This is a genomic window from Capsulimonas sp., from assembly GCF_039929585.1.
Taxonomy (GTDB): Bacteria; Armatimonadota; Armatimonadia; order Armatimonadales; family Capsulimonadaceae; genus Capsulimonas.
Genome location: NZ_JBDSQY010000256.1, coordinates 22,504 through 46,042, shown reverse-complemented (window position 1 = coordinate 46,042; position 23,539 = coordinate 22,504). Strand labels below are relative to the sequence as shown.

General features: G+C 57.6%; 17 protein-coding genes and 1 pseudogene. 10 read left to right on the top strand and 8 right to left on the bottom strand.

Annotated elements, in window-relative coordinates; translation table 11 throughout:
- From ABIZ35_RS19670 to ABIZ35_RS19655, 4 genes and pseudogenes are all read right to left on the bottom strand, one after another.
- Positions 1 to 373, bottom strand: a pseudogene (locus ABIZ35_RS19670) (hypothetical protein); the annotation flags it as partial.
- Between the two features lie 391 nt (positions 374 to 764).
- Positions 765 to 2,498: an RICIN domain-containing protein gene (locus ABIZ35_RS19665; RefSeq protein WP_348221623.1), complete on the bottom strand. Its 1,734-nt coding sequence runs from the start codon at positions 2,496 to 2,498 to the stop codon at positions 765 to 767.
- A gap of 207 nt (positions 2,499 to 2,705) precedes the next feature.
- Positions 2,706 to 4,151, bottom strand: a complete 1,446-nt coding sequence (locus ABIZ35_RS19660) for a glycosyltransferase family 2 protein (RefSeq protein WP_348221622.1) — start codon at positions 4,149 to 4,151, stop codon at positions 2,706 to 2,708.
- A gap of 10 nt (positions 4,152 to 4,161) precedes the next feature.
- Positions 4,162 to 7,311 (bottom strand): beta-galactosidase, encoded by a 3,150-nt coding sequence (locus ABIZ35_RS19655; protein ID WP_348221621.1) that lies wholly within the window; start codon positions 7,309 to 7,311, stop codon positions 4,162 to 4,164.
- A 277-nt stretch (positions 7,312 to 7,588) separates the two neighbouring features.
- Between ABIZ35_RS19655 and ABIZ35_RS19650 the strand changes: the two genes are divergently transcribed.
- Positions 7,589 to 9,142 carry a methyl-accepting chemotaxis protein gene (locus tag ABIZ35_RS19650; protein ID WP_348221620.1) on the top strand — a complete coding sequence of 518 codons (1,554 nt, stop codon included), beginning with the start codon at positions 7,589 to 7,591 and terminating at the stop codon, positions 9,140 to 9,142.
- Between the two features lie 54 nt (positions 9,143 to 9,196).
- Here the strand turns inward: ABIZ35_RS19650 and ABIZ35_RS19645 are convergent, their stop codons facing one another.
- Positions 9,197 to 9,928 carry an SDR family oxidoreductase gene (locus ABIZ35_RS19645; protein WP_348221619.1) on the bottom strand — a complete coding sequence of 244 codons (732 nt, stop codon included), beginning with the start codon at positions 9,926 to 9,928 and terminating at the stop codon, positions 9,197 to 9,199.
- 125 nt (positions 9,929 to 10,053) lie between these two features.
- Between ABIZ35_RS19645 and ABIZ35_RS19640 the strand changes: the two genes are divergently transcribed.
- The 8 genes from ABIZ35_RS19640 (at position 10,054) to ABIZ35_RS19605 (ending at position 18,815) form a co-directional block, all read left to right on the top strand.
- Entirely contained in the window at positions 10,054 to 11,514 is a 1,461-nt protein-coding gene (locus ABIZ35_RS19640; RefSeq protein ID WP_348221618.1) for a hypothetical protein, read from the top strand.
- A 324-nt stretch (positions 11,515 to 11,838) separates the two neighbouring features.
- A complete protein-coding gene (locus tag ABIZ35_RS19635; RefSeq protein ID WP_348221617.1) occupies positions 11,839 to 13,008 on the top strand; it encodes a hypothetical protein in 1,170 nt (389 codons plus the stop codon).
- Complete coding sequence (locus tag ABIZ35_RS19630) at positions 13,005 to 14,228, top strand: hypothetical protein (protein ID WP_348221616.1); 1,224 nt, start codon at positions 13,005 to 13,007, stop codon at positions 14,226 to 14,228. The genes ABIZ35_RS19635 and ABIZ35_RS19630 overlap by 4 nt, the downstream gene beginning before the upstream one ends.
- Positions 14,225 to 14,464: a hypothetical protein gene (locus ABIZ35_RS19625; RefSeq protein WP_348221615.1), complete on the top strand. Its 240-nt coding sequence runs from the start codon at positions 14,225 to 14,227 to the stop codon at positions 14,462 to 14,464. Before ABIZ35_RS19630 ends, ABIZ35_RS19625 begins: the two co-directional genes overlap by 4 nt.
- Positions 14,465 to 14,697: 233 nt before the next feature.
- A complete protein-coding gene (locus tag ABIZ35_RS19620; RefSeq protein WP_348221614.1) occupies positions 14,698 to 15,495 on the top strand; it encodes a DUF1559 domain-containing protein in 798 nt (265 codons plus the stop codon).
- 141 nt (positions 15,496 to 15,636) lie between these two features.
- Positions 15,637 to 16,497 carry an AraC family transcriptional regulator gene (locus ABIZ35_RS19615; protein WP_348221613.1) on the top strand — a complete coding sequence of 287 codons (861 nt, stop codon included), beginning with the start codon at positions 15,637 to 15,639 and terminating at the stop codon, positions 16,495 to 16,497.
- 534 nt (positions 16,498 to 17,031) lie between these two features.
- Entirely contained in the window at positions 17,032 to 17,823 is a 792-nt protein-coding gene (locus ABIZ35_RS19610; protein WP_348221612.1) for a DUF1559 domain-containing protein, read from the top strand.
- Positions 17,824 to 17,954: 131 nt separating this feature from the next.
- Complete coding sequence (locus ABIZ35_RS19605; RefSeq protein WP_348221611.1) at positions 17,955 to 18,815, top strand: AraC family transcriptional regulator; 861 nt, start codon at positions 17,955 to 17,957, stop codon at positions 18,813 to 18,815.
- Between the two features lie 199 nt (positions 18,816 to 19,014).
- Here ABIZ35_RS19605 and ABIZ35_RS19600 read toward each other — a convergent pair whose 3' ends face one another.
- Entirely contained in the window at positions 19,015 to 19,158 is a 144-nt protein-coding gene (locus tag ABIZ35_RS19600; protein ID WP_348221610.1) for a hypothetical protein, read from the bottom strand.
- Positions 19,159 to 19,182: 24 nt separating this feature from the next.
- On the opposite strand from ABIZ35_RS19600, the gene ABIZ35_RS19595 reads away from it, so the two are divergent.
- Complete coding sequence (locus ABIZ35_RS19595; RefSeq protein WP_348221609.1) at positions 19,183 to 20,340, top strand: hypothetical protein; 1,158 nt, start codon at positions 19,183 to 19,185, stop codon at positions 20,338 to 20,340.
- An 89-nt stretch (positions 20,341 to 20,429) separates the two neighbouring features.
- On the opposite strand, the gene ABIZ35_RS19590 is transcribed toward ABIZ35_RS19595, so the two are convergent.
- Both ABIZ35_RS19590 and ABIZ35_RS19585 read right to left on the bottom strand, forming a co-directional pair.
- The gene (locus tag ABIZ35_RS19590) at positions 20,430 to 21,275 is read right to left on the bottom strand and encodes a protein-glutamate O-methyltransferase CheR (RefSeq protein ID WP_348221608.1); all 846 of its coding nucleotides are present in this window, start codon (positions 21,273 to 21,275) and stop codon (positions 20,430 to 20,432) included.
- Positions 21,276 to 21,304: 29 nt separating this feature from the next.
- On the bottom strand, positions 21,305 to 23,515 hold the full coding sequence (locus ABIZ35_RS19585) for a chemotaxis protein CheA (protein ID WP_348221607.1): 2,211 nt from the start codon (positions 23,513 to 23,515) through the stop codon (positions 21,305 to 21,307).
- Positions 23,516 to 23,539: the final 24 nt, after the last annotated feature.

The following is a 23,539-nucleotide window of genomic DNA, read 5'->3' as shown; positions in this document are numbered from 1 at the left end:
GATGCCCATCGGGTGTGATGGCGGAAGAGTAATACAGACGGTCGCTGTGCATGGAGGCCAGCGTGCTCCAGGTTCCGCCCGTATAGCTTCCCTGGAGGTTGGGAGTGAGTTTGTACCAGCCGACGCCGCCTCCGTTCTGAGCCATCACGGTTCCATCGGAGAGCAGCATCATCTGGTTAACGCCGCCCGGGGCGAGATTGCCCACTGAGGTCCAGGTTCCCGCATATGCTGGCGCCGAAAGCGCCAGCGCAGCGACCGTTAGTCCCGCATACAGGCCGGCTGCGGAAATGGCGGGGCGCCAAGAAAACGTACGCGAACACTTTCTCCGAATAAGCCCTGCGGCCTGGCGCTGAAATCTGTCGGTTACTGGCATGTGGATCTCCTTCAAATGTCACGATGTTTTTGCGTCTATCGCCAGAGACAATCCGTAGCGCTGTTCTTCATGAAGAACGGCGCTATGTTCGTCTTGACACTTCGTCATGATTGACGAAACCTGTAAAGTACAATACGGATCTGTAATTTATTAGTAAATTCTAATATTGCATTAATTGCGTTTGGAATTTATTTATCTCTTTTCAAATTCGTAAGTATCATAACAACGTATAATCAAAGAATAATCAAAAATTACATAATTCCCTACAATGAGGCATCCGAATGCACTCCTGTCGCAACCCAGACGTATCCAGAGTGAAAAAACGACGCCAGCGCGTGGACTGGGAACGAAGTCCGCGCGCTGGCGCGGCGCCGCTGAAGCGGATCGCCTATTACTGGCTCCGCTCCATGACGAAGTCCTGGTTTGTCCCAGTGTTGTCGGGGAACTGCTGAAGTGGGACATTGTTGGCGGTATTGCCGCCGGGAATATCCCAGCTCATTCCATCATGCTGGAAATAGAACTTGAACTTGCCGTTCGTTTTCGGCGCGATGCGGACTGTTGAGTTTGCATGGCTGGAGGAATTATAATCCCACAGCACACAGGGCGCATTGGCGGCGATAGAGGCATTCTGCACGGCCAATACGCGCGTCGGCGCATTGATACTGAACAGGTCGAACCAGCCATCACCGACACTCGTAAATGTCCACTTGAACCAGGGATTACTCTGGCCGTCGTACTGGATGATCGCGGAGCCATTGGTCGTTCCGGCGCCCTGTACGCAGATGTATTTGCCGGTGGAAACTTGGAGATAGTAATTTCCCCACGGCTGCAAACGAAAGCGCTGGTTTGCCTGGCTGTTCGCCGGCCACTGGTCGAGCATTCCATTGTCGGCGGTGCTGTTACCCGCGATGTCCAGAACGAGACCGCTCTTGACGTTTTTGATGTTGTACCAGCCATTGCCGGTATCGATCAGATCCCACTGCTGCGCGGTGTTGTTGCCCGAATATTCCGAATCGGTAATCTGCACGCCAGCGTTGATCGAATCCGCTGCCGGGCCGAGGCATTTCCCCGAAGCCCATGAGATCAGCTTGAAGTGATCGCCGTTTTCCGACGGGACCAGTGACCAGCGCTGATTGCCGCTGTTAGTGTCGAATCCCCATTGGTTGACGACAGCGCCGTTGGCCGTATTCCCATTGATCAAATCCACGCACCGGCTGCTATTCTGGTTGACGATGTTGAAGAACGCAATGGGGTCCAGGCCGATGTGCAGCGTCTCCGCCCATTTCGGCGCGTCGCCGGGCAGAGAGCCGTTGAGCCACATAAAGCCGCCCGTAATTCCCAGATTGTTCTGCCAGCCGCGCATCTTCGCGGCCGCGCTCCCCGGCGTATCGGTATTACCCCACAGTCCGGGATAGACTTTGAAGCCGCCGAAGGCGCTGTTCCAATTTCCCGGATCGTTGCCGGCGCCGCCATCATAACACTGCAAATAGATTGCGTCGACTTTGGCGCCGAGCTGCGAGCGAACACTCACCCAGAAGGCCTGCGCGGTGTACGGGCACAGCGTGACTTTCATGCCCAGGCCCGAGATCATATTGCCAAACGATACGGCCGATCCTGAGTCGTATGTCTGCTCGTCGTCGTACTGGATCGCATCGATACCAATAGCATTCTTCAGCGCCTGGAAACTCTTATAAAGAATGCTGCTGGAGCCCGTTCCCTGCGAGGCGATCAGGTTCTTAATGTTGGTGAAGCTGGGATCGCCCCACCCTCCAATGGTTAACTCAATGCGATTCACGCTTGACGGGGCCGCCTTGCAGGCGGCCAGCTTGGCGCCCCAAGTGGAGTCGCCGACATAAACGCCGTTGGTAACAATCGGCGTCCCGTTATAATCGAGATTCCCGTTGGACTGAACGTGCATCGTGAACAAACAAAGCGTCGTGAACCCGGATACCCGCGCATTGTTTTGCCAGGCGACCGTCGGCGCGTAGAACTCATTGCCGACAAAGACGCCCTTGGCGGCAGGCCCTAAGGCGCGCGCAGCCCCGGTGAACGACAAGGTCATGGCCCCAAGAGCAAGCGCGGTCAACGCCGGCCGCAGAGATTTTCGAACCCAGCACTTGAGCATGTGTAAACTCCTCTTCTTTGAATCGTTCGATCTGAATTGCAATAGTATCTTTTAAACTATCAATGCTCCATCAGCGATGCCAGCATCGCGTTTCCAGTATAGAGCCAAAGTAAGAAACTGTCAATCCATTTAGAACAAAAAAGATACCAGAAATATCACAGGCATAAAAACGCCGCCCGGCTGAGAGCCAGGCGGCGTGAAAGAGACCTAAGACGAGAAGCTGGAGATCCGGTCGGCGGGCGCCGCTGTGGGGGCTGGGGGCGGATCTTCGCGCGGCGTCGTCACCCACTCCCGGTCGCGGATCAAATGACAGTACTGGGCGACAAGCGTCACGGTCGTCTTGAGTGTAGAGTACACGAGGCCGAAGACGCCGTGGACGATATACCAGGGCGCATGCCCCTTGCGGCCCAGTCGCGTGGCCGTCACGAAGGCGATCAGCAGAACGAACAGGCTGCAAAGCAGGTTGAGCGTGGCGGCCGCGCGCAGGTACGGCGTGGCGAACCAGTGCAGATGCTGGCCGACGATCCAGGAAGCGAACAGCATCGGGAAGAACTGGGTGCTGAGCACCGGAAACCACTCCCGCCACGGCAGCAGATAGAACCAGAGGATCTTCTGATGGATGGTCAGATGGGGCGACGCCATCATACCGCGATGGTGTTTGAGCGTCACTTCCAGCCAGCCCTGCGACCAACGCTTGCGCTGGATCAGCCAATGAGAAAGACGCGTGGGCGCCAACTCCACCGAAACGATATCGCGGTCGTGGATAAACTTGGCGCCGCGCTGGATGGCGCGGACTGTGGAATCGATATCCTCGGTCAGCATCTGCGGGTCCAGCTGGACCGAGCGCAGCGTTTCCGCGCGCCAGTAACCGTTGGAGCCGCCGAAGATCCCGGAGCGGCTGATCCGCGACCGTCCCTGATGCGACACCGAGTACATGATGTCGAATTCAACGGCGATGCTGCGGGTCAGCACATTCTCATCGTGGTTACGGATCGCGCAGCGCCCCTGCACCACATCGTACCCAGAAGAGATCCAGCGCCAGGCGCGCCGAAAACAATCCGCAGCCGGCCAGTGGTCGGCGTCGTAGATGCCCAGGATCTCCCCGCGCGCCACCGTCAGCGCCGCATTCACATTTGCCGCCTTGCTGCGGCTGTCCACCACGCACAGCACTTTCAGACGCGGGTCGCGGGCGGCGAGCTCGCGCAGGCGATCCTCTACCGGAAGCTCCTTCGGGCGATTGTATGCGAGGATCACTTCGAAGCGATCGGCGGGCAAATCGATTGTCTTGAGCATATGGTCGATCGTCTGCTCGATGATGTGCTGCTCGTTGGGCAAGTACGCGGCGATGATCGCGCTGCACATCGGTGGATCGCTCAGATCGACGGGAGGCTTGGGAACGGCGCGCAGCGCCGAGACGGCTTCCCACATCACCATGACGTTCGTGATCCCGTACACCGTGGCCGTCACGTACAGCAGTCCCGGCAGAAAGCCGGGATGCGAGCGCGCGATCAGGATATACACGGTCATGGGAACCGCCGTCGCCAGGATCGACACCATGGCGAAGCTGCGCCAGAACCCCGCCAGCGGATTGCTGGGCGCGGACCGCTTTCGCGGTTTGCCGGCGTCGGACCGTCTTGAACTTACCTGCCTCATGAACTAACCTTTACTTTCGCGCCGTTTTCTGGGTGACCGCCAATTTGGACGGGGCCAGCAGAAGCACCTCGCGGCTCGCGGGGGCTTCCTCGATGATCTTGATACCGCCGGGAGCGCGTCCTTCTTCATCGAAAACCGCAAGCGAGTTGACGCCCTGCTTCAGCCAGCACTCGGGGAGGTAAATCCCAAAGATGGACGAGCGTTCGGGGTATCGCCCCAGGTTGTGGCCGTTGAGCCACACGGATCCACGCGACATTCCGTCCCAGCCGACGCGCAGCGCGACGCACGTTCCGGGCGGCGGCGCATATTGGAACGTCGTCTTGTAGAACGACGGCGTGTCCATATTTCCAGACTTCCAGGGCTTCCATGCCGTCGAAGTCGCGATCGGCATACGGATCCCACCGCGCATCTTCCATTCTTGGATTGGGCCGCCGACGGACGCCGGCACAGGCGCCATCTCCACCGGGCCATTAATACTTCCCGAGCCGGCGCCGTTCTCCACCAGCACGGCCAGTTCGTTCGGCCCGCCCTCTTTCCAGGCCGAGTCGAGCACGACATCGAACGGCGTGTTCGAGGTCCGATACTCCTTCAAACGCTTGCCGTTCAAGTACACTAACGCGTTGTCGTCCACGGCGGCGAACATCAGGCGGCGGGATGTGGCGGCGATATTGGGCAGGGTCGTCCGGTACCAGGCAAAGCCCGGCTGGCTTTGGAAGATATCCACGCTGGTGGTTGTATCCGCCCAGCCAGGGCCATTGGTGTCTGCCGCCGTCATCTCGGCGGCGGACGCCTCACCGCGCGGGTCGAGCTTGTAGCGCCAAGAGGTTACTGAGACGTGCTCCGTCGGAATGCTCGACAGCGAGACCGGACCGGAGATGCCCTTGGCGTCCATCTTATCATAAGGTCCGATGTATCCCCAGATTTTGTTGCGCCCATAGTGCGCCGTGAGGAACGTCACTGGGTTGTCGCCCGCTTTGAGATGGACTTTCAGAAAGCGCGGCACGGCGTCACCGACGCGCATACGCACTTCGCTGGCGTCGGCGCGCTGGCCATTGACAAACGCCTCCACCCAGTCGCCGACATCGCTGAGGCTCAGGCCAAAGTCGCCCTCTTTGTCCGCGTGCAGCGTCGTCCGGTACCAGGCGTAGGCGCTGATGTCGCCATCGGCGCCCATGGATTCGGGAGCGGCGCTCGCACGCCACTTCGACGTGTTGTAACCCGGCTGCGCCTCAGCGTCGCCGCGCGCCACCGACCACGCTCCAACCTTCGGGATACGCGTTCCCTTGGACGAATCGCTCGGATACGGCTGATCTAAACGCCGCGATCCCGTTTCGGTATACAGATAAGCATTCGCCTGTCGCCCGACCGTGCTGACATTTCGTTCGGTGTAGAGCGTTCCGTTGATCACATCGCCTGCATAGTCCGGGCCGCAGACGACGGCGGGCTTACCTGCCCAATCCAAAAACCATGTGCGCGTCGCCATATCGGCAGTCACAACGAGAATGCGATAGGTGCGAGGACCGAAACGAATGAGAAACTCCGTCGGCGTGTCTGAATATTTCGCCTGCACCAGCACATGACCAGCGGCGACGGTTACCTTGGCGCCTTCGGCTTTGGGAGTCTTGACGGAGTGCGCGTCCGCCCCCGAAAGCTGCAATTCGGCGGGATCGCCGGGCGCGCCGTAAACCACCATCGTCGTCAGCGCGCCCTGGCTTTGCAGCCCCAGGACATGGGCGGCGGCATAATCGAGCGTGACGCCGCCGGGCAGCGCGGCGCGCTTCACCACCGGCAAGATCTCATCAGGCGCCAGCGTCACCGGCCCGGCGGCCGGGACCAGACGGGAGCCAACGGAGATTTGGGTCGTGACTTTGCCGCCCGTGCGGTTGTCCAGGAAATACACAGCGCCGGACTTGCCTTCACGGGAGTTCACGCGGAGCGCCGGATTGATCGCGCCGCGCGGCGGCGCCGGGTAGGTGCGCGAATCGGCAAGAATGTTGGAGAACGAGGTCGCGAACATCGCGGCGCGCTTGGCGGTGTAGTAATCCTCGCGGAAGTCGCCGACCTGGCCGACGGGAGCGCCGAAGTCGTAGCTCGACGCCTGCTCGTCGTCATTCCAGTAGTCAAAATTGGTGGCGCCCACCATCGTGTAATGGGTGTAGCCGCCGGCGCCGTAGGCGATCGCCTTCCAGCTCGTGCGCTCCACGCGGTGCGCCCGGCCGGGATCGACGCCGTAGAAGGCGATCCAGCCTGTCCAGAACTCGGAACTGTACCAGGGGCTCGTGCGCGTTTCGCTGTCCCACGGATCGTTGCCGGCGGGATCGTCGCCGTGGTTGACGCCGCTCATAAACCATGGGACCTGCATGCCGTCACGGACGGCCGTATCGCGGAGGTGTGTGAAGTACGAGCCGTTCAGTTCCGGTCCCGCCGAGCGCGTGTCTTCATTTTCCAGCTGGAACATCACGACCGGGCCGCCCCGATGAATTTGCAGCGGCGCGACGATCGAGAAGATCTTGTCGTACCAGTGATCGACCGCCGCCATATAAACGGGCTCGTCCGTTCGTATCTGCAAGCCCGGCTTGAAGCGCAGCCACACGGGATAGCCGCCGCTGTCCCATTCGGCGCAGACATAGGGGCCGACGCGCACGATGGCGTACATCCCCATCTCCTGGACTAACTTAAGAAAGGCGCCGAAATCTTTTTCGCCGGTGAATTGAAAATTGCCTTCCTGGGGCTCATGGTAGTTCCAGTAGGCGTAGGTCTGGATGCAGTTGTAACCGGCCCGCTTAACGCGCAGCAGCCGATCGCGCCACAGTGCGCGCGGAATTTTGCTGTACTGCACCTCGCCGGTCGCGAGAAAGACCCGTTTGCCGTGGATGATAAAGCCATGCTTGTCGAAGTCGATCGCCTTCTTGGCGACGGGCGCGGCGGGAACGATGTTGCTGTTGGCGCCGGGGAAATTCGACGCATGGGCGACGGGACCAAGAGAGGCAAGCGCGGTCAGACAAAGCCCGAAAAGTTTACTCCTGCGTGACATCTCTTGCTGTTCTCCTGTGAATGCGCGGCGATGGGTTCCGTGCGCGCGGCCGGCTATTGTCCGAATAAACGACGACGCGCCGTTCTGCACTCTTGTGTAGACAGCAAACGGCGGCGACAGTTTCATTCTTTTTCATTTAACGACGCAAGAATTTTGGTTTAGTTCGCGCAAAAAACAACCGATTCTCATCGAGAATGCGCCACAGTGAACTAAAATCGTTTTTGTTAAACGCACTGAAAATACTAAAGGCCTGCTGAGCAATAGTGTGATGAACCGCGTCGCCTGCATTGCGACGTTAATCATCTCAACAAGCACCTCTAGTTCACCCCGCAAGAACACCATAATGACATCAATGAGTCGTACGGACACGACTCTCCAATCGTTAGGGAAATGACATAACACCATGGCGTTCTTTCTTCACCTGCGCACAGCGTACAAGCTCGCGCTCGGCTTCGGATTTTCACTCGTCTGCGCCGCTATTGTCGGAATTGTCGCCATCAACCGGATGCAGGCAATGCATGAGGCGGCGACTCCAGAGGCTTCTCTAGCCATTCTGCAAAGTGGACGCGTCCTCATCTTCGGACTGCTGGCCGCCGCGCTGGTGGCGGGCTCGTTGATCGCGGTGGCGGTGACCCGTTATATCTCCGGAACGCTCACACAAATGTCAGAGCGACTGGAGCAGCTGTCGAACGTCGACGTGGCGCGTCTGGGCACGGCGATCACGGTCATGGAGTTTGGCGACCTGACTATGCCGGTCCGTTACGAAACGGAGCCGCTGGAAATCAGCGCACGCGACGAGTTCGGCCAAATGGCCACGACGATCAACCTTCTGATGAACCAGACACACTGCACGATCCAGTCGTTCCGCGCCTCGCGGGCCGGTCTTCAGGATCTGGTGCGCACGCTCCAGCACAACGCCGCGCAGGTTGCGCAAACCGCGCAGACAATGACTGGCGCCAGCGGAAGCATTGGGGCCGGGGTGGAGCAAATCGGAACGATGATGCTGGAGATCGGCCGGGCCTCGGACCAGTCGGCGCACGGCGCGACGGAACTGGCGCGGGGCGCGGCCCTGCAGACGCATTCCATGGCGGAAGGAACGGAGCTGCTGGAGCAGCTGTCGGGAATCATTGCGATGGTGACGGCGGAGGCGCAAGGCGCAAGCCGGGCCGCCGATGAAGCGCAGACCGTGGCGAGCGGCGGGACCGAGGCTGTGGCGCGGACGGTTCAGGGAATGGAGCGGATCCGCGCCAGCGTCACCGAGTCGTCCAGTGTCGTCGCGAGCCTGGGGGAATCCAGCCGGGAGATCGGCGCGATCGTCAAAACAATCGGCGAGATTGCCGAGCAGACCAACCTGCTCGCTCTCAACGCCGCCATCGAAGCGGCCCGCGCCGGGGAAGCGGGACGCGGCTTTGCGGTGGTCGCCTCCGAAGTGCGCCGCCTCGCCGAGCGCGCCGGAAAAGCCACCGGCGAAATCACTGGAATCATTCAGCAAGTGCAGCAGCACACCCAGAAGGCGGTCGCCACCATGGAAACCGGCGCGCGTGAAGTGGAACTGGGCGCACAGCTGGCCGAGACGGCTGGCGACGCCCTGCTAAAAATCCAGGACGTCGTCGCGGCGGTGACCACTCGCGTGGCCGGCATCGACTCCTCCGCGCAGCGAATGAACGCCGCCTCCGCACGCGTCTCCGAATCCATCCATACGATCGCCCACCACGTCGCGCAAAGCAGCGAGATGGCCGATCAGATGAGCGACGCCGCCGCCCAGGTCTCCGCATCCGTGCGCACGGTATCCGGCGCGACGGGTCAGCAAGGAGCCGCCGCCGGCGAAATGATCGCGTTTTCGCAGTCGCTGACGGAAGTCGCATCGACCCTCGAAGAATCCGTCTCCTGCTTCCAGTTGGACGCCGCTCAATCCGCCAAAACCTTCGACAGCGCCCCGCTTCGGCTCGCCGCGTAATTCTGATCCACAGCATCCTTTGGGCGGCGCCGCGTTTGCTCGCCGCCCGAAGGATTACGCCAGAGATTCGTCCATGGTGCGCATTCGAATCTCAATGATGCGCGATCCTGGCGACTGCGTGCAGGCGAGCAGCACGGCCCCCGCCACATCCTCCGGCTCCAGCATTCCCGATTCTCGAACGCTGTCATCGGTCCGTCCCTTGCCGAGGGCGAACTCCGTTTTGACACCGCCCGGACAGATGATCCCCACCTTGATCCCGTCTTTGCGCAGCTCATTATCGAGCGCCTGAGCAAAGCCGACCTGCGCGAACTTCGTGGCGCAGTACACCGCCTCGCCCGGAAATCCATAGCGCCCCGCCATACTGGAAATCATCAGGATATTCCCAGACTTTTGCTCGCGCATCACAGGGACGGCGTGGCGCGTGAACAAAAACGTCGAGCGGACATTAGAATCCATCATTTCGTCATATTCATCAGCGCTCGTGTCCACCAAGTTCTTGTAGTTCCCCACCCCGGCGTTATTGATCAGAATATCCAGCCGCCCAAAGTGCTTCTGAGCCGTCTCCACCGTCTTGACCGCCGTTTCCTCCTCGCGCGCATCTCCTACCACAAACACCGCGTCGCCGCCCGCCGCCTTCACATCCTCCACGAGCTGCTCCAGCCGCTCCTGCCGCCGCGCCGTCATCACCAGCTTGGCGCCCTCACCCGCCAGCGCCAGCGCGCTCGCCTGCCCGATCCCGGCGCTCGCGCCGGTGATGATTGCTACTTTGCCCGTCAATTTCGCCATAATATTCTTCCTCACGATCAATACATAGCGCCGCATCCACGCAGCGCCGTTTATTCTCCCCCGAATCGCAACTTTTGAAGGCAAGTAGGGTCAGAGTTGATATGGACTCTGCAGCAAAGATAAGTATGGACTCTCCCGTCGCCTGCCAACCGAGTCGCAGTGTATGGACAATTGTCACGCTTCTCTCGCTATTCGGAGCCGCGCTGCTGTTCTTGGCGGTGGACGCCATGTCCACCAATCCGCCCCATCCACACCCCCTCGCAGAGAGTATCGTATTTGCCCTCATGAGTGCACTTTGCTTTATCGGGGCTTTTCTGCTGACATGCTGGCTTCTGCGCGCCCGCATCGAAGAAACGGAAAATGGGCTCAGATGGCGCGGACTGGGCGGATGGAAGTCGTGCGAATGGGACGATGTCCGTGATTACTATTTAGTCGAAAACCGAACGAGCGGTTCGATACACGTTGTCCAAACCACCATCGGCCGATTACGCTTTTCACGTTCCTACTACCAAGCAGTCCTCCCGATTGCGGATGTCATCACCAAGCGCGCTATGCATGCGCATGCCCGCGCCTGGGAGCCGCTGGGCTGCCGGAGTGGAGACATTGCCCCTCGCCGTTTTTTCTACTCTCGATGGAAATTACAGGGCATGATGGCGTTGTTCATATCGATGGGACTGGTGATCTTGGTCTTATGTCCACCCACGGCGATTTACAATTTCCTGTCAACCTGGCAGACGATAGGATTATCATGGGCGATGGGTTCAATCGTTGCGTATGTTATATTCATCATATTTACATTCGCGCCACTTTCCCTCGTGATATCCGTCCTATGGCGCTCACTCAAGAACGCCCATCAGGAGATCGAGACCGACGCCAGAGGAATTGTCTTTCGGGATGGCGACTACCAAGTTAATGCGGCGTGGGATGAAATTACTCACTTTAGAGTAAAGCTAGAGGCCCTACCAGACCTGTTCAGCGGGCAATTCGACGTGCATACCGACCATGGCGACTTCTCGTTTTCCCAGTATATCTCTGAATATGCCTCCCTTTGTCATGTAATCCAGCATTGGGCGCCTGAGAAGGCGAACGACAGGACAAAGTCGGACACAGCCGATGTCCTCGGAGGAAATCAGCTCTTCCGGATGGAAGGGCGCGCCGGCAAGGGAGAACGCGTTTATCATTACCGCACCCGGACGATGCGCGCCTTTCTCGCTCTCTCCGTGGTTCTCACGCTGATGCCGCCAGTTTCTATCGCAGCCCACGGTGGGGTGAATTCTGCAAAGGATGATCCAATTTTCGTTGCAGCGCTGACCTTGGCGCTTGCAGTATTCGATCTCTGGCTTCTCCGGCATTATCAGAACACTAGGGTCGTTGTGAGCGATTCCGGGCTCACATACTATTCTCTGTGGGGATCATATCACTTGCCCTGGGCAGAAATCAGCAGTTATGAAACATACGACGGCATTATCACAATCAAGACAGCGCGTAGAACCATACGTCTACTGAATATCCTTGCGAGCGCACCCGAACTCATGGATGACCTTAAGAAACACACTTTCCTCGTCATACGATCAGAAGAGGCATAAATAATGGATCCTCAGAAGCCATCTCAGCTATCTGCTATCTGCCGACCGTCGAATTCAATATGGCTTGCCGTCATCGGATGCGCATTTATGGGGATTGCCGGAACCACGACCTTCTTGACGCCAACGCCCCCACAGCACACCAACAGATTTGATATCGCTGCACAGATTATCTTTTTATTCACTTCCGCAGCGCTCATCGTGGCTGCGGTCGCCGTCGCCTATTGGGCTCTGCGAGCACGTGTTATTGTCTCGGAGGAAGGACTGCGCTGGCGTCACTTCGGGCGATGGACCGATTGGAAATGGGACGCTGTTACTGATTATTACTTGAAGCCGTACAATTCTGATTGGGACACCCTGGTAGTGGAAGCGGGAGGCGCGAAGCTTCGTCTGATCCCATTCACAAAGCATTTTTGGCGCAATACCAACGAGTTTCGCGCGGCCGTTTCCGCCCGCGCGCTGAGTTCAGTCGTAGGCGAATGGAAGGCGCTCGGATGCAGGCAGAATGAGCTGATATCTTTAGAGTTTGTGTATCCTACCAGTACGCACCGACGCAAAGTCTTCATCTCTACGTCGCTTTGGCTGGGATCCACCTTCGGAATGGGATTTGGTATTGTTCACTCCTCTGAGGTCATAGCGCTCGGAATGGGTTGGCTGACGTCCTTAATGCTTGGGGTGACTGTGTTTTTCACCACGTCGATGTGGTGGGTGGGGACATTTCTTAACATGGAAGCACTGCGCCGAAAGCGCCATCATATTGCCACAGGGGTCGAAGGAATATCCTTCAGCGACGGAGTTCACCGGATCCATGCGCCTTGGGCCTCGATTACACGCTATGAGCGCACTGACCTTGGCGAAATATTGGCGACGCGGCAGAGGTACGTAGTGCATACATCCGATGGAGACTTTGATTTTACTCCAGCAATAACTGACTTTCTACTCCTGGATAGGATCATTCGTGAGCAAGCGGCTGAATATCAGTTCAATGTGTCAACGACGGAAACGGACGCATTGGGAGGTGAAAGCGCATGCTGGTCAGGAGGATACGCCGGCAAGGGAGATCGCATTTTTCACTATCGAACCCGGGGGCACCGAGCGCTGCTCTGGATGGGAACGCTGATGACATTAGTGCTCCCGTTTGCTTATCAGATCGGCCTGTACGCTGAGATCCCTCATCATCCAGGCGATCCGCCTCCGGCAGCGATTTATTCTATAATTGTACTTGTGACGATGTGGGGCTGGGGGCGATATTATTCGGCGCGTATTGAAATTAGCGAAATAGGGATTTCGGAACACTCCGCCTTCGGAACGAAACACCTTCGATGGACAGAGATCGTTTCCGTCACGGAATCCAATAACGTTATCACACTGCACGGCGACGGTAAGAAAGTCCGTTACTGGGACACCATCGTGAACGCGGCAGACCTCGATTCGGAAATCGAGCGCCGGGCTGTCAAATGCACTATTCGCCATGACAAAGACGGAAAGAACAAATGAAGAATCTCAAAGCGCAGAAAGTCGGTTCACTTATTGTCTGCAAAGCTAACGCCAGTTCCTGGGTTCTGCTGTTATTGTTCGGGGCGCTTGGCGCAGGAATTTTGTGGGCAGGCTACTCGTCTCTTAATCCCACGCCGCCACAGCAGCGCGATCTCAGTGGCTCCGCCTTTCTTATGCTTACTGGTCTTCTCCTTTTGATTCCGAGCCTCATCGCCGCTTACTGGACTTGCCGCGCTCGCGTCGAGGCCACGGAAGACGGTTTACGCTGGCGCGGGCTTGGGAAATGGAAATCGGCCGCATGGAGCGAGGTTCGCGACTTTTATCGCCTCGAACCGCAAAAGGGGCAGCAATTTCATGTCGTCGAAACGGCGGCCGGTAAGCTCCATCTTTCGGGGTTTTATGGAAACACAAAACCTTTCTTAGATGCCGTCGCCGCCCGCGCCGTCTATGCTCCTGTTAAGGCGTGGGAACAGCTCGGCTGCCGTTTAGGGAACGTGGCGCCATGCCGATTTTCTTACTCTCGCCGCGCGATCCAAGCATCGATCGCGCTTTTTACCGTTGTGGGAGCGGCGATGCTCTTCCTGATTACACCCCCGACTTTCTCCAAACTCACTCAGACCTCACAGACGATCGGCGCAACGTGGGCGATCAGCTTAGTCGCCTCTTATGTTCTTGTCATAGCGATGACTCTAGCTCCCGTTCCTCTTTTGATCTCCATCGCGCGGCGCTCACTTAAAGGCGCAAACCAGAAGATCCAGACTAGCTCCGAGGGCATCGAGTTCACTGACGGCGAGCAATATATCACGACGTCTTGGGGTGAGGTTCTCCAATATGGCGTGCCGCAGGAAACCGCAGCTTCCGCCCTCAGAGGGGAGTTTCATGTGCGGTCGCGTCATGGCGACTTCTCGTTTTCACAGCACATCCGCGACTTCTCGCTGCTTTGCCAAATCATTCGGCACTGGGCGCCGGAAGAGACGAGCGAGATAAAGAAATCCGAACGGGCGGATGTCCTGGGAAGCGAAAGCATGCGCTGGACCGGAGCCCGCCCAGGCGTCGGCAATCGTGTCTTTCATTATAAGACGCGCACCAACCGTGCGCTTTTGGTCAACTTGATAGGTGTTACGATGATGCCGATCTTCGTGCCGATCCTGGAAAAATCTCTGGGCCTTCCCCCCCGCCTAACACCCATGAGCTGGTGTACATTGCAGCGACGCTTTTGACTGCAACGGTCTGGGCATTCTGGCGCTACCAGGCGGCGCGGGTCGAGTTTGACGACGACGGCATTGTCGAACACTCGGCGTTCGGCGCGCGCCGCATGCGATGGGAAGATATCAAATCGGTGACAAAAGACGACTATGTGACGGTCGTGCATGGCGCACATGGGAAGATACGATTCTGGAACACAATTGCGTTTGCCGATGAGCTCAGAGCGGAAGTCGAACGCCGATGCGTTTAGATCGGCCTACAAGTCTATTTTCAAGAACTTTTTGACATTCGATAGCCATGCGCCGCTCAAAATGCCGGCTGACTGCTTCAAAAGTCATTATTGTTTTGTTCATATGCAATTCTATTCTCTACCCACGACCAGGTAAAAATGATATAATTCATTGTCGGCGTTTAGATAGTTCTCGATGATTGCATCAGCGCCGCAGCGATAATTAATTACGTTTTTGGGCCGAAGGAAAAGCAATGAAAAAGATCAAATCTGGTTTTACTTTAATCGAATTACTTGTCGTCATCGCCATTATCGCGATTCTTGCGGCAATCCTCTTCCCGGTCTTCGCCAAGGCCCGCGAAAAGGCGCGTCAGATCAGCTGCCTCAGCAACCTGAAGCAGATTGGCTTGGGACTGGTCCAGTACAGCCAGGACAACGATGAGATGCTGATTGGCGCGTGGTACGGAACGAATGGCTATGGTCCCTCCGATCCTACGCCCGGTAATGTCAAATACAAGTGGATGGACGCCATCTATCCTTATGTCAAGAGCACACAGGTCTTCTCATGCCCTGATGACTCCGGTTTGTTGGGAGCTTCTGGCAAATATGTTCCTTACCAGCAGCTCGGCGTCGTCACGGGAACCGTGACTGGAGGCGACAACAAGCATTACGGCAGCTACGGCATCAACGCCGCCTATTGGGGCGCTAGCGATCCGAACCGGGGTCCGGCGAATTTCCCGAACGCTTCGCTTGCAACGCTGGCTAGCCCGGCTTCGACCATCTGGGTTGCGGACAGCAATGACAGCTATCAAATCGACTGGAGCAATCAGGGAAATGTGGTAAACCCCATCGGCGCACTCGGAGGCTTGCCCATCTTCGGCGATCCGGGCAGCAACAACCTCAACGACGGCGGCATGGTGGCGCGGCATGGCGGCCCCGATCTTGCGAATATTCTGTATTGCGACGGCCACGCAAAAGCATCCAAGCTGACGAACTTGCTGACAAAAAACGCGAACGGCGATTACGCCGCTTTCACGATGGCGGCTCAGTAATCGATCACACCTAACGTCGAAGCGTATCTTTAGACGGCCCCGGATGCTCTCTTGCATCCGGGGCCGAATTTGGCTCTTTGCCCTGTGGCTACAGAGTCCTCTGGTATTCCGCCATAATAGGAAGCAGAGACATTCCGCACTATGATCAATCATGATGGTTTTTCCGTAGGATCTTCCTCCATACTACAGGCCGGGGTCTCCGTATCGATCCAAGCCGGGGACGCCGGTCAGCTGGTGTCGCGGGGGATCGGGCGTCACCCCAATCGCATTTGGCCTACATTCGACCTGCTTTATGTGCAGTCCGGCATTCTGGGCATTCAGGAAGATAACACGGCGTTCGAAGTCAAGCCGGGCGAATCGATGCTGCTCTGGCCGGGACGTCACCACTGGGGAACCGCCGAGTACACTCCAGACTTGATTTACTTCTGGCTGCACTTTGATCTGCGTGATGAGGAAGCCACTCCCCGTTCTCTTAACGAAGTTTCCATTCCGCAGCACGCCGCCATCGCACGCCCCAGTCACCTGACCGAATTGTTCCGCCGGTATTTGGACGATCAAGAATCTCCGGATCGAGATCAGCTGACGGCGGATCTGACCGTATGTCTGATCCTCTGCGAGATTTCCCGCTCGACCCGCGTGGGCGCGTCGCCTCTGGCCCCGCGCTCGATGCTGTCGGACCAAGCGAAGAAATTTGTCCAGGCCAATTCCCACCTGCCGATCACGACTTCGACCGTCGCCAGGGCAATCGACGTCAACCCCAATTACCTCTCACGCATCTTCCGCCGGGATTTCGGAACCACGATCACCGATGCGATCCATCAATCGAGGATGCTGCAGGCGCGCGTCAGCCTGATGGAAGACAACGAGACCGTGGACACCATCGCCCGCAAGTGTGGTTACGAGAGCGCCATCTACTTCCGCCGGGTCTTCCACCGTATTCATGGTATGACGCCTCTGGAATACCGACGCCTTTACCTCAAAGCACACGTGATCGGATACTGACGCACGGCCGCAGAATACGAAGTCGTCGGCGGCGGCGGTGACATGCCGGCTCGAAGTTCGTCGTTAGCGACCGCCTCCTCAAAAATTCTCTCTCCCATAAGAGCCACAGCTCAAGGAAACTCCATATCATCACGCTCACCTCAATTTTGGATTGATTTTGGATTTTTTGCGGATGCACAATAATGAAGACAGAAAATTCACAGTACTTTGGCTGGTTACGAACAATTTCCGTCGCATAAATCATCCCGGCAGATTCTCATTATTTGACGATCTCATTGTCCATTACAGACCTCTCATTAAGAGTATTCAGGGTAAAAAACGCAAACTAAGCGAGATTGAAACACCGCAATCATGGATTTGTGAGACATCAAGATCGAACAAAAAGTCAGAATTGTTTTTATTATATACAATTCTGTACTCTGTTCACGAACAAAAAATCGTGTTATAATCTAAACGTTACGCATTCTAAGGTCCATTTTGGATTGATGCATGACAGCGATCATATTTCATTTCGCGACATTTTAGGAGATATCAATGAAGAAGGCTCGTGTTGGATTCACTTTGATTGAGTTGCTCGTCGTCATAGCCATTATCGCAATTCTCGCAGCCATTCTCTTCCCGGTTTTCGCCAAGGCCCGCGAAAAAGCCCGTCAGATCAGCTGCCTCAGCAATCTCAAGCAGATTGGTTTGGGATTAATGCAGTACAGCCAGGATAATGATGAGATCATGGTGCCCGCATGGTTTGGAGCCAATGGCTACCAGGCATCCAATCCGACCCCCGGCAATGTCAAGTACAAGTGGATGGACGCTATCTTCCCCTACGTGAAGAGCACGCAGATCTTTACCTGTCCTGACGACTCTGGCATTCAGGGAAGCACAGGCAAGTTCATCAACTATCAGAACCTGGCCGGGGCGGACAATACGCATTACGGCAGCTACGCCATGAACTCCGCTTACTGGGCGCAAGGAAATCCCAATACGGGACCTGGTAATACCGTCGGCACCTCCGGCGCTTCGCTTGCGACACTAGCAAGTCCGGCCACGACGATCTGGATCGGCGAGGGATCCGGCAGCTTCCAAATGGACTGGCCAGATCAAGGGAGCGTCGCAAATCCCATCTTTGTCAAAGGCGGCCTTTCGTACTTCGGCAATCCTGGATATTTTGGCGGCGCAAGCCAGTTGGACGAAGGCGCTCTGGTAGCCCGGCACACGGACATGGCGAACGTCGCTTACTGTGATGGCCACGCCAAAGCAGTGAAGCTGACGAACCTGCTGCCCAAGAACAGCAACGGCGACTACGCAGCCTTCACCGAAGCCGCCAACTAATCCGTCACCTAGGAACGATGAAAACTCGGCCCCGGATGCAGATGCATCCGGGGCCGAGCCACGTTGCCCCATCGGCCTATCTCTTAAAATCTTTTGGATTTGCCAAAATAAGCAGTAATGACCCTCTACCAATGAGCAGCAACGACGTGTTTTCCGCAGACTTTTCCTCGATACTCCGCACAAGCGTCGTAACATCGATCCACGCCGAGCATGCAGGACATTTCATCTCCAGAGGGATCGGACGCCATCCCAGCCGCATCCTGAATGTCTTCGATCTGATTTATGTCCAATCGGGAGTGCTCAGGATCCAGGAAGCGGATACAGCGTTCGAAGTCAAGACCGGCGAGTCGCTGCTGCTTTGGCCAGGACGCCACCACTGGGGAACCAAGGATTATACTCCAGACCTCGTTTACTTTTGGCTGCACTTCGATCTGCGCGGTGACAACGGCCAGCCGCCGCCCACCACCAATATTTCCGTTCCGCAGCACTCTGCAGTCGCGCGCCCCGGGCACCTGACCGAACTGTTCCGCCGATATTTGGACGATCAAGAATCCGTGGATCGCAATCAGTTGACAGCGGATCTGACCGTATGTCTGATCCTCTGCGAGATTTCCCGCTCGATCCGCATAGACGCCGCGGCGCTCCCTCCCCGCTCGACGCTTTCCGAACACGCCAAGCAGTTCATTCAGGCCAATTCCCACCTGCCGATCACCACCACGGCGGTCGCGAAGGCGATTGACGTCAACCCCAATTACCTCTCACGCATCTTTCGGCGGGACTTCGGGATGACCGTCACCGACGCAATCCATCAGTCACGGATGTCGCAGGCGCGCGTCAGCCTGATGGAAGACAACGAGACCGTGGACACCATCGCCCGCAAGTGTGGTTACGAAAGCGCCATCTACTTCCGCCGCGTCTTCCACCGTATTCATGGTATGACGCCTCTGGAATACCGACGCCTTTACCTCAAAACTTATGTAATCGGCTACTAATACTCTCACTGTACACCGGCAACTTTTCCCCTCCTCTTTGGTCACATAAGGTATGGACAACCCTGAGTCGCCGTCTCTCGACACCACCATTGCCGTCTGCCGCCCTTCCTCTAATTCCTGGACAATCGTAGGGCTATTGGCGCCCATGAGCATATGCTATATTTTTATGGGGTTTGACTTCGCGCGCAAAGCAAAGCCGTTATCCGACGACCATTTGGCGGCCGTCGTATTTTTCCTGATAAGCGCCGCTCTGCTGGCCGGGGCGGCGGGGGCGCTTCGCTGGGCTTTGCATGCGCGCATTGAAGCCGATGCTTACGGTATCCGCTGGCGACGCTGGGGACAATGGATACCGCTTTTGTGGAGCGATGTGACGGATTACTATCTTCTTCCTCTGGGCCCTCAAACGGCGTCGTGTGTCGTGGAAGGAGGCGGGCTAAGACTTGTCGTTTCGCCAAAACAATGGCGTGACGTCAGCTGTCTTCAGGAGATCGTCATCCACGATGCGACAAACGCCACCCATGGCGAATGGAATGTTCTCGGCTGCCGCCCGAGCGAAAAACGCCCACAAGTTTTCGAATATCCCAAACAGGCGGATTATCCCAATATCGTGATGCCCATCGTTTGCTCCCTTGCCGCCATCGGCATGGTCTTCTCGATGAACGCCCGCAGCCGAAGCGACGGTTGGTGGCCAGCCATCGGCGCCGCATTTCCCTTCATTGCAATGGCTTTCCCGTCGCTCGCCGTTGCAGCCAGCAGAATCCGCGATCAACGCAAGAGGCGTTTCCAGTGTATTGAGACGACCTCAGAGGGCATTTCATTTACTGACCATGGGGTGGCGATCTCGGCGGATTGGGGGTCGATCCAGCAGTATAAATACTCATATTTTGGCTGGCCCCTGGAAACATTAAGCGGGTATACCGTGGAAACGGCATCGGGGACTTTTAGTTTCTCGTCACAGATCCGTGATTTCCAGCTTCTCAATCGCATCATCCGGCACTGGGCGCCGCAGGCGGCAATGGTCGCTTCGGATGTGGCGGCAAACACGCTGGGCGGAGAAAAATCTCTTTCACCGGGAGGCATTCCCAATACAGGAGTTCGAATCCACCACTATCGCACGCGCACCAATCGCGGGTTTTTAAGCCTTATGATTGTCTTCGCCATGGGGTTTCTCTCCCTCCCCTTTCTCCTGCTATGGGAAGGAGAGCCGCAGAGGATAAACATGGCGGATATCATCTGGACAAATGTCATCGCCCAATCCATCACCGTTTGGTGCTGGTGGCGTTATTCAGCAGCGCGTATCGAATTTGACGAATCAGGAGTCGTCGAACGATCGGCCTTCGGCGCGCGGCGTCTGATGTGGTCGGAGATCACTTCCATCACGAATAACGATATGATTGTTACGCTTCATGGTGGTGCACAGAAAGTCCGCTATTGGAATATGATTGCGGACTTCGAGAGGCTGAACTCGGAGATCGAACGGCGGACGGCGCTCACAGTGCCTGGCAAGGCCGCACAAGAAGTTTGATTAGGCGCGCCCAAGCATTTGCCAACCCCATCAAGAAACAGTCGGCGACGCATCGTTGCGGCGCCGACTGTTTTGTTGACGTAAGGCTCTTATAGAGGCTTGCGATAGAAGAATGGGAATTGCAGCTCGAAGCCGATGGCGCGGTGGTCGGAGAGACGCTCGGTGCCGCCGACAAAGAGGACGCCGCCAGGTTTGAGCGATTCATAGAAGCCGCGGTAGATGCGCTCTTTGGCGGGGTCCGTGAAGTAGATCACGACATTGCGGCAGAGAATGACGTCGTACTCGGCCTTGGGATAGGGGCCGGCTAAGAGGTCGTGCTTGGCGAACTGGCACTTGGAGCGCAGGTGCGCGGCGGCGGTCCAGGCGCCGGAGGCGGCGGTGGGGAAGTGGGCGGCGCGGCGCTCGGGTGAGATGTTCAGCATGTCCGGCGCGTTGAATCGCGGGTCGCGGGCGCGCGCCAGGATCTCCGTGTCGATGTCGGTGCCCTTGATGCGATGCGGGACATTCGGCGCGATCTCGTGCAGCAGCATCGCCAGGGTATATGCTTCGGCGCCGTAGGAACAGCCGGCGCTCCAGAAGTTCAAGGCGGTGTTTTTGCGGTGGGCCATCAGCGGCGGCAAAACCTTGTTCACAAGCTCGTCAAACCGGTTGGGATTGCGCAGCAGCTCCGAGACATTGATCGTCATTTTGTCCAGAAAGCCCGCCATCAGTTCGGTGTCCCGCTCCATCGCTCCGAAATAGGCGACAAAGGAGTGGTGACCGGCGCGGGCGGCCATCGTGCTGACACGACGGCGCATCTGCTCCGGCTTGTAATCGGCCAGCTTGATGCCCGTTTTGGCCTGGACCTTCTTGATGAACGCCTCGTAATCGGCGTCGTCGAAGCCGCCGCCCGCGATTGGAGCGGGCGACGCGGAGAATGTGATCGGTAATGCCATGAGTTGCCCTTGATACTTTCGTCGCCGGTTTATGCCTTCAGCGCGAGGTCGAGTGACGGAGCCGCCAGACTGGCGTCCCGAATGGATTCCACCGCCTTGGCGACATCCATGATCAGTGCGACACGGCCGTCGCCTAGGATCGTGGCGCCCGAGAGGCCAGTGATATCTCCCAGCAGCATGCCGAGCGACTTGATCACGACTTCCTGTTCACCCGCCAGTGCATCGACACAGAGCCCCACTTGTTTTTCGCCGAAGCCGACGATCACGACATACGCGTCTTCCGCGATCCGTTCGGCGGAGGTGGCGCGTGGGTTGCCGCACAGGACATCCGCAACGCTCGCGAGAGGAACGGTCTTGCCGCGCAGCACGATGACGGCCTGGCCGCCCACCGTGCGGCGGGTGATCCCACCGTTGTCTTCGCCCAAACGCAGCATCTCGACCACCGAGCTCAGCGGAATGACATAGGTGCCGCCGCCCGCCGAGACAAGCAAGGCGCGAACAATCGCCAAAGTCAGCGGCAGATGGATCGTAAATTTCGAGCCCTTGCCGACCTTGCTGTCCAGCAGGATGCGTCCTCCCAGCTTCTCCAGGTTGGAGCGCACGATGTCCATTCCGACGCCGCGTCCGGAGATATCGGAGATCGTCTGCGCGGTCGAAAAGCCCGAAGCAAAGATCAGCGACAGCGCGTCGCGGTCGGTCATCAGGTCGGCGGCGGCCTGCGTGATGATCCCCTTCTTGATTCCGGCGGCTTTGATCTTGACGGGATCGATACCGCGTCCATCGTCGGTGATCTCAATGACAATATGGTTTTCTTCGTGGCGCGCCCCCATCGTCACCACGCCCTGGCGCGGCTTGCCGGCGGCGTCTCGGCCTTCGGGCTCTTCAATGCCATGGTCCACGGAGTTGCGCAGCAGGTGGATTAGCGGATCGCCCAGTACTTCCAGCACCGAGCGGTCCAGTTCGGTCTCGCCGCCGAGCATCTGGAAATCGACTTCCTTGCCCGTCTTCTGCGCCAGATCGCGGATCATGCGCGGCATACGCTGGAAGACGCCGTCAATCGGCAGCATACGCGCCTTCATGATCTCGTCCTGCAATTCGCCGGTAATACGGGCGATACGATTGGTCGCTTCTAAAAGGTGGCTGGCAAGCTCATCTTGAGGATAACGCTCGCGCAGATCGCCGCTGATGCGGGCGATCTGCGTTCGGTCGATCACCATCTCGCCAATCAGGTTCAAAAGGTTGTCCAGACGGGACACATCGACGCGGATTGTCTGCGAATGCTGCGCGGGAGCGGCGGCGTCTCCAGACTTCGGCGCAGGCTTGGCCGGAACGCGAGCTGCGGCTTCCGCCACAGGAAGCGCCGTCGGCGCGGAAACGGTTTCCAGGGTGAGCTTCGCCGGTTCCGAAGCGGTGAGAGCTGCGGACGTCTCGGCGACAGGGACGGTGTCCGGCGCTTCCCAAGGCGCCACGGTAATACAGTCGATCTCGGAGATACGTCCCAGGGGATCCGTGATTTCTTCCAGGCTTCGCTCAGTGGCGATGAGAAGCTGGAACTTCAGCTCAAACTCTTCTTCCTCCAGCTTCTCTTCCCGGGGATGAGAGACCAGAACGGTTCCGAGTGGCTCCAGCGCCCCCAGCACCATGAAGACACGTACGGACTTCATCAAACAATCGGGACTGAGCTCCACACTGATATGGAAAACGCTGAGCCCGGCGGCGCGTGCTTCATGAATAGCGGTATGCTCGAAATCGCTCACGGGAATGTCGAACGAGGGAGCCGGCGCGTCGGCGACCGGTAATCCCGCAGCGGGCTGGGCGACTGCCGCCGTCTCGGGAGCAGATTGGCCGAGGCGCAGCGCATTCAAACGTGCGACGAGGCCGGGAATATCTTTATCGGTCTCGGCGTCCGTACTGGTGGCGCTGACGGACTCCACGAGCGAGGTCAACGCGTCCAGACAATCTAAAAGGGCGTTGACGATATTCGTGTCGACGCTGAGTTTATCGTTACGCAGGTCGTCGAGGATGTTCTCCATTTCATGCGTCAGGTCGCCGATCGCCAGGAACCCCATGGCGCGGCTCGATCCCTTCAGCGTGTGGGCGGCGCGGAACAGCATTTGCAGCATTTCCAGCGAGTGGTCTCCGCGCTCCATTTTCAGGATGTTCGCCTCAAGCAGATCCAGCTGCTCGCGGCCCTCATCGAGAAATACGCCGAGGTACTGGGACATATCCGTGTTAATCATAAAGTCATCCTGTCAGAAAAAGGT

What these genes read in the sequence shown, in the direction of transcription:
- ABIZ35_RS19665 (WP_348221623.1), bottom strand. Translation starts at nt 2,498, where the DNA reads ATGCTCAAGTGCTGGGTTCGAAAATCTCTGCGGCCGGCGTTGACCGCG.
- ABIZ35_RS19660 (WP_348221622.1), bottom strand. Translation starts at nt 4,151, where the DNA reads ATGAGGCAGGTAAGTTCAAGACGGTCCGACGCCGGCAAACCGCGAAAG.
- ABIZ35_RS19655 (WP_348221621.1), bottom strand. Translation starts at nt 7,311, where the DNA reads ATGAAACTGTCGCCGCCGTTTGCTGTCTACACAAGAGTGCAGAACGGC.
- ABIZ35_RS19650 (WP_348221620.1), top strand. Translation starts at nt 7,589, where the DNA reads ATGGCGTTCTTTCTTCACCTGCGCACAGCGTACAAGCTCGCGCTCGGC.
- ABIZ35_RS19645 (WP_348221619.1), bottom strand. Translation starts at nt 9,928, where the DNA reads ATGGCGAAATTGACGGGCAAAGTAGCAATCATCACCGGCGCGAGCGCC.
- ABIZ35_RS19640 (WP_348221618.1), top strand. Translation starts at nt 10,054, where the DNA reads ATGGACTCTCCCGTCGCCTGCCAACCGAGTCGCAGTGTATGGACAATT.
- ABIZ35_RS19630 (WP_348221616.1), top strand. Translation starts at nt 13,005, where the DNA reads ATGAAGAATCTCAAAGCGCAGAAAGTCGGTTCACTTATTGTCTGCAAA.
- ABIZ35_RS19620 (WP_348221614.1), top strand. Translation starts at nt 14,698, where the DNA reads ATGAAAAAGATCAAATCTGGTTTTACTTTAATCGAATTACTTGTCGTC.
- ABIZ35_RS19615 (WP_348221613.1), top strand. Translation starts at nt 15,637, where the DNA reads ATGATCAATCATGATGGTTTTTCCGTAGGATCTTCCTCCATACTACAG.
- ABIZ35_RS19610 (WP_348221612.1), top strand. Translation starts at nt 17,032, where the DNA reads ATGAAGAAGGCTCGTGTTGGATTCACTTTGATTGAGTTGCTCGTCGTC.
- ABIZ35_RS19605 (WP_348221611.1), top strand. Translation starts at nt 17,955, where the DNA reads ATGAGCAGCAACGACGTGTTTTCCGCAGACTTTTCCTCGATACTCCGC.
- ABIZ35_RS19590 (WP_348221608.1), bottom strand. Translation starts at nt 21,275, where the DNA reads ATGGCATTACCGATCACATTCTCCGCGTCGCCCGCTCCAATCGCGGGC.
- ABIZ35_RS19585 (WP_348221607.1), bottom strand. Translation starts at nt 23,515, where the DNA reads ATGATTAACACGGATATGTCCCAGTACCTCGGCGTATTTCTCGATGAG.